The organism is Cognaticolwellia mytili, assembly GCF_002104475.1.
GTDB lineage: Bacteria > Pseudomonadota > Gammaproteobacteria > Enterobacterales > Alteromonadaceae > Cognaticolwellia > Cognaticolwellia mytili.
Genome location: NZ_NBOF01000001.1, coordinates 798359 through 812447, shown reverse-complemented (window position 1 = coordinate 812447; position 14089 = coordinate 798359). Strand labels below are relative to the sequence as shown.

13 protein-coding genes are annotated in these 14089 nt (G+C 36.9%); 6 read left to right on the top strand and 7 right to left on the bottom strand.

The window, feature by feature from the left end:
* Positions 1–14: 14 nt before the first annotated feature.
* Positions 15–1706, bottom strand: coding sequence for a DUF3413 domain-containing protein (locus tag B7C41_RS03435; protein ID WP_085297389.1), 1692 nt, complete (start codon positions 1704–1706; stop codon positions 15–17).
* A gap of 136 nt (positions 1707–1842) precedes the next feature.
* Positions 1843–2064, bottom strand: coding sequence for a YejL family protein (locus B7C41_RS03430; protein ID WP_085297388.1), 222 nt, complete (start codon positions 2062–2064; stop codon positions 1843–1845).
* A gap of 80 nt (positions 2065–2144) precedes the next feature.
* Here B7C41_RS03430 and yejK point away from each other — a divergent pair, with 80 nt between their 5' ends.
* The 5 genes from yejK (at position 2145) to B7C41_RS03405 (ending at position 6872) form a co-directional block, all read left to right on the top strand.
* On the top strand, positions 2145–3242 hold the full coding sequence (gene yejK / locus B7C41_RS03425; protein ID WP_085297387.1) for a nucleoid-associated protein YejK: 1098 nt from the start codon (positions 2145–2147) through the stop codon (positions 3240–3242).
* A 96-nt stretch (positions 3243–3338) separates the two neighbouring features.
* Positions 3339–4367, top strand: coding sequence for a dihydroorotase (gene pyrC, locus B7C41_RS03420; protein WP_085297386.1), 1029 nt, complete (start codon positions 3339–3341; stop codon positions 4365–4367).
* A 13-nt stretch (positions 4368–4380) separates the two neighbouring features.
* On the top strand, positions 4381–5262 hold the full coding sequence (locus tag B7C41_RS03415) for a 6-carboxytetrahydropterin synthase (protein WP_085297385.1): 882 nt from the start codon (positions 4381–4383) through the stop codon (positions 5260–5262).
* Entirely contained in the window at positions 5255–6085 is an 831-nt protein-coding gene (locus B7C41_RS03410; RefSeq protein WP_085297384.1) for a M23 family metallopeptidase, read from the top strand. The genes B7C41_RS03415 and B7C41_RS03410 overlap by 8 nt, the downstream gene beginning before the upstream one ends.
* A 31-nt stretch (positions 6086–6116) precedes the next feature.
* Complete coding sequence (locus tag B7C41_RS03405) at positions 6117–6872, top strand: substrate-binding periplasmic protein (protein ID WP_085297383.1); 756 nt, start codon at positions 6117–6119, stop codon at positions 6870–6872.
* Positions 6873–6966: 94 nt separating this feature from the next.
* Here the strand turns inward: B7C41_RS03405 and B7C41_RS03400 are convergent, their stop codons facing one another.
* Together B7C41_RS03400 and B7C41_RS03395 are read right to left on the bottom strand one after the other, a co-directional pair.
* Complete coding sequence (locus B7C41_RS03400) at positions 6967–8130, bottom strand: murein transglycosylase domain-containing protein (RefSeq protein ID WP_085297382.1); 1164 nt, start codon at positions 8128–8130, stop codon at positions 6967–6969.
* 130 nt (positions 8131–8260) lie between these two features.
* Complete coding sequence (locus B7C41_RS03395; RefSeq protein WP_235839587.1) at positions 8261–9022, bottom strand: isocitrate lyase/PEP mutase family protein; 762 nt, start codon at positions 9020–9022, stop codon at positions 8261–8263.
* A gap of 176 nt (positions 9023–9198) precedes the next feature.
* Here B7C41_RS03395 and B7C41_RS03390 point away from each other — a divergent pair, with 176 nt between their 5' ends.
* Positions 9199–10113 (top strand): LysR substrate-binding domain-containing protein, encoded by a 915-nt coding sequence (locus tag B7C41_RS03390; protein ID WP_085297380.1) that lies wholly within the window; start codon positions 9199–9201, stop codon positions 10111–10113.
* Positions 10114–10162: 49 nt separating this feature from the next.
* Here the strand turns inward: B7C41_RS03390 and B7C41_RS03385 are convergent, their stop codons facing one another.
* The 3 genes from B7C41_RS03385 to B7C41_RS03375 all read right to left on the bottom strand — a co-directional run bounded on the left by B7C41_RS03385 (position 10163) and on the right by B7C41_RS03375 (position 13939).
* On the bottom strand, positions 10163–11071 hold the full coding sequence (locus B7C41_RS03385; protein ID WP_211279481.1) for a DMT family transporter: 909 nt from the start codon (positions 11069–11071) through the stop codon (positions 10163–10165).
* Between the two features lie 128 nt (positions 11072–11199).
* Entirely contained in the window at positions 11200–12531 is a 1332-nt protein-coding gene (locus B7C41_RS03380) for a sensor histidine kinase (RefSeq protein WP_143764272.1), read from the bottom strand.
* 1 nt (position 12532) lies between these two features.
* Entirely contained in the window at positions 12533–13939 is a 1407-nt protein-coding gene (locus tag B7C41_RS03375) for a sigma-54-dependent transcriptional regulator (RefSeq protein ID WP_085297378.1), read from the bottom strand.
* Positions 13940–14089: the final 150 nt, after the last annotated feature.

The window sequence follows — 14089 nt, the reverse complement described above, 5'->3', positions numbered from 1 at the left end:
AGCTAAGTGGTTAATTATTGTGCTTTATTTGCTTGTTCACTAAATTGCTTAATAAAATGCACACCATCAATCATCAGTGGAAAATCAGTTTTTGCGGTAATCGGGGCCGCAAGTTGAATTGAGTAGCTTTGAAAATTACCATTTTGGTCGATAAACATTGATTTGTCTTTGTTAAACACCACAATGCCATCATCCATGGTATTAGCAATAATACGGTCTTTATTTAAGCGTTGAATATCAGTGCCGTTACTGTAATAGCTAACGTCAATATCACAAGCTAACCAACGTTTAATAAGCGTTGGCTGTACGTCCATGTGACTGGTGAGCTTATTGACAGATTTATTCTTGTCCGTAGGAATTACTAATAGCGCAGGTTTGATAGATAAACTTGTCTCTGCACTTTGATTACCAATAGAGCTGATCCAAAGAATATCTTTTTGTTGTTTCTTATTCTGCGCTGACATTAATGCGTCCAAGAATAATTCAAATTGATAGCTGTTCTTACCCTTGAAATAAAACACGTGTAAGCCTGGAACACGACTATTTAGCTTGTCTGCAAAAATTAAGCTAGAGATATCATTGAGCTTGGTTGGTGTTGGAAATAGTGTATTAATCGGGTTTGAAAGTGCAGGTTCACTTTCACTATTAGTTTTACTATCGCCAATAACGGTAAAGGTTTTGGCTAAGTTTTTCTTGTCAATTATTTGTAATAACAGTGGTGAAGTGTTTTGTGCTAAAACATCAGCTTTATAAATGCTTGGTAAACTATAAAACAAGTTAAACCATGCATCTTTAGGTAACGCGTTATCAATGTGGTTATCAAGCGAAAGCCTGCCAAGATTGACTCTCTGCTTTATTTTGTCTAATTGTTGGCTAGTTAGTGTCTCGTCGGTTAACACCATAAATACCGACTGTGTTAGTGCTATATTATTCGGACACTGACCTTGGTAAGTTGGATATTTGGGTATTAAATCAGTAAAAGCGAGTGGGCTAGTACGGCGAGCCATATAGTCAACCTCATCAAACATTCCATACTTGGTAAGTAGGGTTTTGGCAGTTGATGGATACGATAATGGTAGTACAGTATCTTGACGTAATACATCGTATTCTAAGTTGGCATCTGCCCAAATGTGAACGATATGGCTAAAGAAGAAAAATACCACTAAAGGCACAACAACAAAACGAGCAAAGATTGTTTTTTGTAATGTTTTAAGATGCTTCCATGCGTAGTTAGAAGCGATCAATTCAAATGATAATATAACAAGCCAAAGTACTAGACTGACAAACCAAAATATTCGACTGTTCTGCTGAATTTCATTGCTTATTAATTCTAAAATTGGCGCGCTTGAAGAAATATTTAAATGGTATCCCAAACGCGAATAAATGAAGGCGTCGAGTAACAGCAGTAATAGTTCTGCGGTAAAAATAATGGAAGCGACAACCCGTATAAAGCGTGTATGGGGAAACAACAAAGTGATCGGAAACAATATCAGCACAAAACTCATAAAGGTTAAAAAGGCCATATGGCTTAACCATGTGGTGACTAAATAAGTTTGGCCGAGCAAGGTTTCCGGCATAGATTCATTAAAGACATAAATTGACGATAGTAAAATCGCAGCAATTATGTTGAAAAATGTAAACCAGTGGCTCCAACTAACGAGCTGCAATAGGCGCTTACTATAGGGTTTTGATTCAAATGAAACCATTGCGTCTTAAAATTCTCTTATTATTGTTTATAATTGTCACTTTCTACTGCTAGATAATACTTATATTGCTGTAATCATTCAAATTGCACTTTTCCCTAGGGAAAATTATGCATTTTAAATGACTACGATATAGGTTTTATTTAGATTTTTGTATAGATTGTTTTAATGCACTGGTAAAATTGTCTACTATTGCTTCACGTCTTGACTCTGGCACATTATTATTAATAATTTCTGTCAGGGTATTTCCTAGGCACATCAGCGCTAGATCAGGGGTTGCAGACTCTTTTACGAGTACGTCATGCAAATCTTGGATAATTTTTTCTACACGTTCGTTGGAATACTTGGATACAATAGGCATCTTAAACACTTAATTGGTAATTGAATAAACTAATGTTAAGTTTATCAAATGCCCGAACAATATAATACTGACCTTTATCTATGAGCTTAATTATTTCGAACATTGCACTGCATTTTTTAACTAAAAAAGAAGAAACTGGTGAAGTTGTACTCAGGTTAGGTCCTGAAAATGTTGCGGCTAGCAGTAAAATAGAAAATTTTGTTGATGCCTTACACAAAATTTATAACAGCAAAGGCAGTAAAGCATACGGTCATTTTTCTTCGATGCCTGCAGAAGGCGAAAGTGCCCGTTTTGTTGATATTATGGAAAGTTACTTAGGCGATGTGCAAAGTTTCTATCAATTTAGCAGTCAAGCCGCTAACTTGCTTAAAAATGAAATTGAAAAGTACGACCTAGCCGAAACAGGCTATTTAATTATTTGTCACTATGAATATATGGGCGGTCGCTACTTGCTAGCAGCGGTTATACCTATTTCTGAACATTATTCAGTCGACGGCGAACTCAATATTTCTGCCGATCAACATCTTGATACTAATAAGTTGCAATTAGCGGCGCGTATTGATTTGTTTGATTATCAAGATAATGCTGAAGGTAATCGTTATATTTCTTTCATTAAGGGTAGAGCCGGTCGAAAAGTGTCTGACTTTTTCTTAGACTTTTTAAGTTGTGAAGAAGGCTTGAACTCCAAAGAGCAAACGCAAACCTTAGTGCAAGCCGTTGAAGATTATGTTGCTGTTAACCAGTTTGATGCCAACGAGAAGCAGCAAACACGTAAAGAGCTATTAACTTATTGTAAAGAGCAAAAAGAGTCTGCCCAAGATGTTTCATTGCAAGAAATTGGTAATGTCATTAAGTCAGAAGAAAGTGGCTCAGATTTTTATAAATTTTGCCAAGAGCAGTCGTACCCGATTGAAGAATCTTTTCCTCATGACCAAGCGGTAGTGAACAAAGTTACTAAATATGCCGGTTATGGTAATGGTATTAGCTTGAGCTTTGAGCGTAGTCACTTTGGACAAGACGTGGTTTACAATCCATCTAACGAAAGTATTACTATCTTTAAAGTGCCGCCAAATTTAAAAGATCAACTATTAGCGTTAATTGAAAGCAATGCTAAACAGGCTAGTCAAAGCCAAGCAGCTATAACGTCAAGCAGTGAAGAATCAGAAGACGAATTCTAGCTTCGCTGTGCAATAGCTATAACAGTGAGCTTGCATATATAAACAAATTGCCCAATAAGGGTAATCGAAAATGAACAGATTTAATTAGGAAGTATAATGACCACATTAACAATTACTCGTCCAGACGACTGGCATGTACATTTGCGCGATGGCGCGGCATTAAATACCACAGTACCTGATATTAGCCGTTATTTTGCCCGCGCTATTGTTATGCCAAATCTTGTACCACCGGTAACTAATGCTGAATTAGCTCGTGAGTATCATCAACGTATTATGGCCGCGAGCCCAAGCAAACAATTTCAACCGTTAATGGTTTTGTATTTAACTGACCAAACAACTGCAGAAGATATTAAAGCTGCAAAAGCATCTGGCATTGTTTACGCCGCGAAACTTTATCCTGCCGGTGCCACAACAAATTCATCTTCTGGTGTCACCAGCGTTGATAATATCGCGCCAGTATTAGCTGCAATGGAAGAAGAAAATATGCCGTTGTTGATCCACGGTGAAGTAACAGATCACGATGTCGACATTTTCGATCGTGAAGCGGTATTTATTGATACTATTTTACGTCCGTTAGTAGCGAAGTACTCAACGTTAAAAATCGTTCTAGAACATATTACCACTAAAAACGCGGTAGACTTTGTTAAAGCCGCTGGTGATAACGTTGCTGCAACGATCACTGTTCACCATTTATTATTTAACCGTAACCATATGTTGGTTGGCGGTATTCGTCCACATTATTTCTGTTTACCGATTTTAAAACGCAATATTCATCAGCAGGCACTTATTGAAGCAGCAACTAGTGGTAGTGAAAAGTTCTTTTTGGGCACAGACTCTGCTCCGCATCCACAACATGCAAAAGAATCTGCTTGTGGTTGTGCTGGTTCATACACGGCACATGCCGCTATTGAACTTTATGCTGAAGCATTTGAAGCTGCTGGAGCGCTTGATAAGCTTGAAGCCTTTGCTAGTTTAAATGGTCCTAAATTTTATAATTTACCGGTTAACACTGACAAAATCACTTTAGTGAAAGAAGAATGGCCAGTACCTGCGACGATGGCGTTTGGTAATGATGAAGTTGTACCAATTCGAGCAAACGAAAGTATTGCTTGGCAAGTGAAATAGTAGGTGGCGTTAAATGCAATTATTTGTAAATGATTTAACCGTTATTGACTTCTCTTACTGTTGTCCGGATCGCGGTATTGTTGGTGAAAGCTGGATAGTCGATGTATTACTCGACGGTAGTTTAAATGAAATGAGCATGGTGCTTGATTTTGCCGTTGTAAAAAAGCAAATTAAAGCCATTATTGATGAAGCTGTTGATCATAAACTGCTTTTACCTATGCAAGATGATTCAGTTAACGTAAGTGATTCAGATGCACGCGAAGGGCATGAATATGTAAATTTTAGATCGAAATTAGGTGATTACTTTTTACAATCACCTCTTTGTGCCTTTGCTAAAATTGCTGCTAAGCAGATTGATATTGCGTCGGTAACCAAGCATCTTACAACCATCATATTGGCTGAGTTGCCAGAAAACGTTCAGGGCTTAACACTAAACTTACGACCTGAAATAATCGACGGTGCTTATTATCACTATACTCATGGTTTAAAACTACATGACGGTAATTGCCAACGTATTGCTCATGGTCATCGCTCAAAAATTCATATTTATAAAAATGGCCAACGCTCGGCAACATTAGAGCAAGATTGGAGTACACGCTGGCAGGACATTTATTTAGCAAGTGAAGCTGATCGCATTGCGCTTGTTGATATTGAACTATCAAATGACGCTAAAGCTAATTTGACACCCGATCACCAATTATTTTCTTATTTCGCGCCACAAGGACGTTTTGATATTGCCGTACCTAGTAAAATTTTAGACGTAGTTGATTGTGACTCTACCGTTGAATTACTTGCCGACTTTATTGTTCGTCAACTGAAACAACAATCGCCAAATGATGAATTTAAAGTAGTTGCATTCGAGGGTGTTGCAAAAGGAGCTATTGCTAATGGTTAAAAAGTTTTCATTATTATTTTTAGGGGCATTGCTTGCCTCTTTATTAATCTTGCAGCCTTTGTCTGCCAAAGAGCAACTTACTGAGCAATTTTTTCAAGGGGCTTTAATTGTTGGAAAAACAGCGCCGGAAAATAAAGTCATGCTTAATGGCAAGGCCATCAAAGTATCAAGCACAGGTGATTATGCGCTAGGTTTTAGCCGAGATGAAAAAAACAATAGTGAATTAGTGATTACTAAACCTGATGGATCGCAAGAAAAACAGTTACTTAAACCGTTAAAACGTGAATATAACATTCAGAAAGTGACGGGTATTTCTAAAAAAATAATGAACCCTAACAAAAAGGCCAATATTCGTGCAGGGGAAGATAATAAGAAAATATCAGCAGCACGAAAAGTTGATAGTGATTTAACTGCCTTTGCACAAGGTTTTATTGCGCCAATTGAAGGCACTATTACCGGTGTATATGGCAGTCAGCGTTATTATAATGGTGTACCTAAACGACCACACTACGGTTTAGATTATGCTGGTAAAAAAGGCGATCCGGTTAAAGCACCTGCTGATGGTACTATATTAATGTACGTGCCTGATATGTTTTATTCTGGCGGTACGATGATAATCGACCACGGTCATGGAGTTAGCTCAACATTTTTGCATTTAAGCGACTCTTATGTCAAAGTTGGTGATAAAGTAACCAAAGGGCAATTGGTTGCAGCCGTCGGTTCCAGTGGCAGGGCAACAGGCCCACATCTAGATTGGCGCATAAATTGGTTTAATATGAGATTAGACCCCGCATTAGTATTAAAATTAAAGCCTTTAAAATGATATAACTTGTAAAGGCGATTACGGACAGTTAATGAAATATATCCTTCTCGTCTTTTGTTTAATATTGATTTCTCCTACTTATGCAAAAAAATTGCATGTCGGTTGGGAAATTTGGTATCCCTATATTTCTAGAAATAATCAGCAACAGCTAGTCGGCTTAGATGTAGAAATTTTAAACGCTATTTTAGTAAAAGTCGGCTACACATCAGAATACACTGAACTACCTTGGAAGCGACACTTACATTACCTTAAAACCGGTGAAATAGATGTTGCTATGGGAGCTTCAATTAGCGAGGAGAGACTACGGTATGCTGTGTTTACCCAACCATACCGTAAAGAAACTATTAAGCTATTTGTAAAAACTGGTAGCAAAGATAAGATTAAATTGACCACATTATCAGATATATCGAAAAGCGATTATATGATTGGTGCTGAAAGTGGTTACTATTATGGTAATGAGTATCAAGCGCTAATGAAAGCTGCAGAGTTTCGAGAGCATATTATTGAAGTGAACGATATTGAAGAAAATGTGACTTTATTATTAAAAGGGCATATTGATGGTTTTTTAGTAGCCCCTGCAACCGCAAAAGCATTTTCTAGCAAATATCAAATGAAGGGGGAATTTGAACAACATACGTTAAAAATTTACCAAGCAGATATTCATATTATGTTCAGTAAAAAATCCGTTAAGCCTGAAATTATAGAAGTAATTGATAATGCTATTAGTGAATTAAAGCAATCAGGTGAATTGGATAAAATTATTGAAAAATGGTATCAGTTAAACTAAATGAAAAGTGGCGTTAATAAACAGTAAATTACTACCTATTACCCAAGCTGCCTAAAAACGCAGCAGGGTATATTGTCTAGAGCCAATCGCTCATTTATAAATACTCTTTTTCAGCTTTAGTGACTTTCTCCAAATAACGACGAGATTCTGCTTTTGGGTGTTTATTGGTTAACAAATAATAAACATCTTTAGGTGCTTTATCATTAATGACATTCATCGCTGTTTGTCGATTACTATGGAAGGTTTTTAATACATTACCAGCACCGCCGTTATAGGCCGAAATAATGGAATAATGTCGGCTAGTGTTGTTTTTTACGGCTTTCAAATAATTATTATTGAGAATATGTAAATAGGCTGAGCCAATATCAATATTAAATGCTGGGTCAAAAAGTTGTTGCTTGGTTGGCATGCCTTTTTTCTTTTTAATACGTTGATAAACATCAGCTCCAGCAGTTTTAGGCACAACTTGCATTAAACCGTAGGCATTAGCACTGCTGACAGCAAAAGGGTTAAAACTGCTTTCAGTTTCAATGATACCGTATATCAGCTGTGGTGATAGTCGATAACGTTTAGCGGCGGCAAGTACATAACGACTGTATTTTTCTTCTCGTAAATGTTGATGTTTTTCAACCATTTTAATGCGCACAGCATAAATTTTTTTTTGGTTTTTACTATATTTTTGTAAATTGAATTCCGTTAAATACTTTGAAAACCGGTTAGCACGCCATTGGTATTGAATTGGCTGATTATCGCGATCAAGTACTTGTAGGTACAAATAAGGCTTTCCTGATAATTGTGGGGCATCACTGGAAAAAATATCGGTTTTTTGAGGATCTGATGTTGATAACAATGTTGTTACTATTGCTTGCTGTAAATTATGTATAGTTTTAGCCGGGGAGCTATCTGCTAATGTTTCAACTAAAATTGAGCCTTTTTCAAAATCAACAATTGCCCGTGCCTTATATTCATTGGTGTATTTGACTAATTTTTTATTGTTAGATACTTTAGGTTTAGCTTCGCCCCAAACATCATTGATGTGCTTACTTAATTCTTTGAGTAAATCTTTGATGTTATTAACGTCTTGTTGAGCCAATTGTTTGGTTTTTACGGTTTGTTGAGCAATGCTAATAAGATCGGGATTATTAGCATTAATTTGTTTAATTAAAGTCTCTGCGCTGCGAATTGACGCTAGGTTTGGCGTGCTCTTACAACTCGTTAAACTAATAACAACAAGTAATAGCATTACTTTTTTCAACATAAAACAATACCCTACAACGTACTTAACAATATTGCATTGTATAGACTTGCCCGTTAATAATAAATACGACAGTAAATATATAAAACGTCGAATGAATTAGCTTTGTTTCGCAGTACACTCATTATTACGGTTAATTAAATACGGGCGAAAAGCAGTTTTTATTAACTATGTTTTTTAACGTTACTTCAAAGTCGTTTTGTAGCTTATCAAATAAAAAATTACCCATACTGATACGCTTTATACCGAGTGTTGATAACGTGTTAAAATCAGGTAAGTCAGGCATACACATAACATTTACTGGCAGTTTGGTTGCACTGACAACGGCTTGAATATCATCCACAGCGGTAATGCAGGGCACGAACAGACCGTCCGCTCCAGCGCTTTGATATAAACTCGCACGTTTTTGTGTTTCTACTAAGGCATTTTCTTGCGCAAGTAAAAAGGTATCAGTTCTAACATTAATGAATATATTGATTTTTCCTTTTGTTAGTTGTTGCCTAACCTTTGATAAATAATCAGCAAATATTTCGGCATTTAATAGTGTACGTGCGCCAGTGACTTTACTATCTTCGAGGTTAACACCAACAACACCAGCTTCCGTCAGTGCTTTTATATAGTTTGCGGTCGTTAGAGGGTCATCACTGTATCCTGCTTCTATATCAACAGTTAGCGGCAGGTCGCAACAAGCAACTATGCGCTTAACAATAAACAATACCTCTTCAAAAGACATTCCTTCACCATCTTCATAACCTAGCATGTTTGCAATAGCGGCGCTTGAGGTACCAATGGCATTAAAACCTAACTTTTCTGCTGTTTTTGCACTAGCAACATCCCACACATTACAAATGACTAAAGCTGTCGCTTGTTGGTGCAAAGCACTAAATTTGTTCACATTCACATTCATATTATTGTTCTCATGTTTTTAAATAGGTTAAAAGTCGATGCTACTAGCACTTGTGGACATTTTGATCTGACTCATCGACAAAAACCAGTGATAAAAATAGATTTGTAATATAAGCTGAGCTTATAATAGTTTTGTTGTAATTTTTTATATTGGCTGAGTGTTCTATGAATAAAGAGTTAAAAAACTTAAATTTATTACGTAGTTTTGAATGTGCGGCTCGCCATCAAAGCTATAGTAAGGCTGCGTCAGAATTATGTATTTCACAAGCCGCTGTTAGCCAACAAATGCGGCAATTAGAAGCTTTGCTTGATAGTCAGCTATTTATTAGAAAAGATAAGAAAATGCTGCTTAGCCAAAAAGGAAAAACTTTGTTTCAAGCTTCAGAGCAAGCATTCCATATTCTACAAAAGAGTATCAATGCAATAACACAAGAGGGTATTGCTGGTAGTTTAACGATCACTTCAACCCAAGCTTTTATCGCTTTGTGGCTGATGCCAAAACTGCATAAATTTTCTGCGCTGTATCCTGAAATTGAAATTAGGGTGACAACATCGCCTGGTTTTGAAGATCTAAAACAACAGCACATTGACCTTGCGGTTCGTTTTGGTACCACTGTTGAGAAGAATACACCACCAGGATATAGCTGTGAATATTTTGGTGAAGACCCTGTATATCCAGTATGCTCAGCGCAGCTTGCGAAAAAATTGAATTTCAATCAACCCGCCGATTTATTGCAAACTTGGCTTGTCAGTTTAGAAAATCCTGGCCTATATAATTGGCCATCTTGGTTCGAAAATTGCGGTATGAGCTCATACCAAGAGCATCAACGTTGGACTAAAGTTCACAGTACTGACATGGCATTAAATGCCGTATCAAATGGCCATGGTTTTACATTGGCAGCCCGTTATTTATGTATTGAACAACTCAAATCAGGAACGCTTGTTAAACCCATAAACATTGCACACCCAGAAGTGGTTAAGCGCTATTTAGTTTTTGATGCTAATTCGGCAAAAATAGCGCGACTTAATATTTTTATAAAATGGTTAAAGGCAGAGATGGCAGCCAATGATCACCAGTAAAAAATAAAAGAACGGTAAATCTAAAAACAGCTTTCATATAAAGCCGTATTTATGTCTTCTTTGGGGCTATTCGAACAAAATAATATCGACCCAAAATTACCATTAACATACCGCCAAGTACCAATGCCGAAGCCTCTACTAAACGTAAGGTAATAACTTCACTAGTAAAAACCACACCGCCAATAGCCGCTATTATTGGCACAAATAACTGAACAACTGCAGCTTGCGTGACAGAAAGCCCGCTAAGTGCGATATACCAAATGAAATAACCTATTCCAGATGCTAAAGCGCCTGACAATACTGCAAGAATAATTCCTGTTGATGTTATATGGCTATTATTAAAGCCAAAGAAGAGTAAAGCTAATAGCAGCGGTACCGTGCGAAGAAAGTTAAAAGCAGTGTCATTGAGCGGGTTTTTAGAAGCTCTTCCAACCAGTGTATAAAATCCCCAAGCCATGCCAGAAATACTCATTAGCATAAAGCCAACCAGTGATGGAGTGGTTAAGTCAGGTAAGATTAAATAAACAAAACCAGCAAAGGCAATGGCTAACCCTAACCATTCTGTTAAATGCAGTTTATTACCGAAAACAACACTCGCTATGATCATGGTGATTTGAACGGCACCAAACAATATCAGTGCGCCCGTACCGGTATCTAAAGACAGATAACCGAATGAAAATGCGATCGCGTAGGTAAATAACATCGCTGCGGCTAGCCAACTTCCCTTTGATTCATTATTTGACTTTAATTTAACATTTGACGTGTCTTTATTAGTTTTATTGCTCAACTGCATCAAGGCGAATAAAACAACGATACCTGAGAGTATGCGTATAACGGTAAAGCTGCCCGCATCAATAGAATTATCACCTAAAGCTAATCGACATAGTACGGAATTAGCGGCAAAAGCCAGCAGGGCGAAAACAGTACTTGTGATAATTTTTAACGGATTATTGGTCAAGTAAAAAGGTACCTTTTGTGGAAAGGCTGCTGAATTAGCCAGTGAATATTACGAAGTATAATTGTACGTTTATATTGACCTTGTAAAACCACCAAAAAGTTCAGTACTTTATTGTAGAGGGAATATCGCTAATGAGATAAGGGTAGTTTAAGCGTAACTTTACAACCTTGCTTATTTAACCGATTAGTCAGCGACAATTCTCCGTTGTGTGCCTCAACTATCTGTCGGCAAAACACTAAACCGATACCAGAGCCTTGCTTTTTAGTGGTATAAAAGGGCACAAACATATTAGTGTCATTAGCAATACCGACACCATCATCGGTAATGGTCATAACGAGCAAACTATTCTCAACCTGCCAGCTAATCACTATTTCACCTGCAGTACCGGCTGCTTTTATCGCTTCAACGGCGTTCTTCATTAAGTTAATTAACACCTGTTCAATTTGTACCGCATCAATAAATAAGGTTAAATCTTGGCTAGTTGCTACGGTAATCGTGTTTTTATGAAAAAGTTTCGTTACCTTTTCAACTAAACTTTTCAGTGATGAGGGGTGTTTTTTGGGTTTAGGTAAATGAGATATTTGCTTGTAGCTGTTAACAAATTCTTTTAGGTTATTGCTGCGCTGCGCAATAATGCCAAGCCCTTCAAGTAAATCTTCTTTGTGTTCTTGAATATTTTCATGCTTATCTAAAAATCGCTTAAGTGTTTGACTAATTGAGTTAATTGGCGATAGTGAATTGTTAATTTCATGACTTAACACTCGCACTAAGCTTTGCCAGGCATTTTGTTCTTCACTACGTAGCATATTACTGACATTGGTAATGAAAAATAATTTTCGTTGTTTTCCTTCTTCACGAAATTCTTCCATATGAATGTTAAATTTACCGTATTGGCCAGAAAAACTTAACGGCATAACTTTATTTTCGCCACATTCAAGCACTGCAAGTTGTGCAAGTTGAATATTCAATTCATTTTCATCTGTTTTTATCTCGGCTAATTGCAGCAGTTTTTTGGCCGCAGGGTTAAAAAACATCAACTCATTATTATCATTGAGTGCAATAATGGCCACATCAATATGATCTATAACCGTGCGCAACAGCAATTGACTTTCAACTGATTCAAGTCGTTGTTTATTAAGTCTTTCTGCTAGGGTGTTGATTGCTATTATTAACTCTTTTAATGCTAAGTCATGATTTCCAGCATGGGCGCGTAAGGTGTAATCTCCTTGAATCATAGCTTCAAGAATATTACTTAAGCTACGAAATTGATAAGCAGATTTTCGATGAATTTGACTATGACAAAACACTATACTGATGCTCGATAACAACACAGTTAATAGAACGATGTAAATTGAAATATCAGCGTAGATCATCAACCCTACAGTTAAAAAAAACAAAGGTAATGAAGCTATCAAAGATAAGCGCGTTAATTGGCTTTCAAATGATTTTTTATTAGACAATTTATTTTTCAAATTGGTTTTGTATCTTATCTAATCTACGGTAAAAGGCACTTCGGCTCAATCCTAACGATTTTGCAGCTTTGAGTGCATTGCCGTTAAAGTGAGTCAAACGTTTATCAATGATATCAAGTTCAATTTCTTCTAAAGAGGCTAATGACGCATGTTCTGTTAATTTAATATCATTTTGTTTTTCAGCTTTTGATTGTTTACTTTTCATTAGCTCAGCAGGTAAACCTAAGTCTGATACTGCAATGGTAGCATTTTGGCAAAGTATCAGTGCACGCTCAATAACATGGCTTAATTCTCTTATATTACCTGGCCAACTGTATGTCATTAGTGCATTTTTTGCCTCTTGCGATAAACTGATTTCATTTAAGCGATGATTCATTAAAAATGATTTAGCAAGCGGAATAATATCCTCAACTCTATCGCGCAGCGGTGGAATTTCTATCGCAATGGTATTAATACGATAAAACAAATCTTTTCTGAATTTCCCGTCTGCCACGGCTTCAGTTAAATTTGCATTGGTGGCCGATATTAAACGTACATTCACCAACTGAGTTTTATTTGCTCCAACTTTTTCAAATTCACGGTCTTCTAGTACCCGTAACAATTTTGCTTGCTGGGAGTATGGGGTATTGGCTATTTCATCCAAAAATAAGGTGCCATTATCAGCTAATTCAAAACGGCCAATCCGATTTGCTTTGGCGTCGGTGAATGCACCTTTAATATGGCCAAACATTTCGCTTTCGAACAAAGTTTCAGTGACCGAGCCCATATTCACTGAAATTTGTTCGTTACCAGCACGCTGCGAATGTTGGTGAATATAGCGCGCAAACATGCTTTTTCCAGTGCCATTTTCACCCGTAAGCAATATATTAGCGTTACTTTTGGCTACATGTTGAATGATACTCATCGTTTGTTTCATTGCTGGCGATTTTGTGATTACGTCACCGTCAAATTCTTTATTGATTTGTTGTTGTAATAAATTATTTTGCTGGCTGAGTTGCTGCGATTTTTTCTCTACACTAGCAAGCTTTAGCAAGTTATTAATAATTGCGATAAGGCGGTCAATATCCCACGGTTTTTGAATGAAATCGTTAGCGCCATGTTGCATGGTCGTCACGGCGACATCAATGGTCGCCCAGCCTGTCATCACTACTACAGGTACTTGTTCATCAAGTTTTCTGATCGCAGCGATTAACTGTATGCCCTCATCACCAGATGTAGTATCACGGGTAAAATTCAAGTCTGTTAGGACCAGGTCAATACTTTCCTTTGCCAAAAGTGCTGTCGCTGCTTGCGGTGTTTGAGCAAGTTTAATAGCAAATCCTTCACTACTTAGTAGCATTTTCAGTGCCGCTAAAATATCTTGGTCATCATCAATGAGTAAAATAGTTTGTTTCATTACTAAATATATTTACCTTAAAATCAATGAACTGCATGCTAACAAGTTAATAAATATGTAATGTATCATTGATCAACTCGTTAGCGTTACTACGTAATCCTACCAAATACTTTTATTGCCATGGACATTTTTAAGCCACAGTATTAAAGA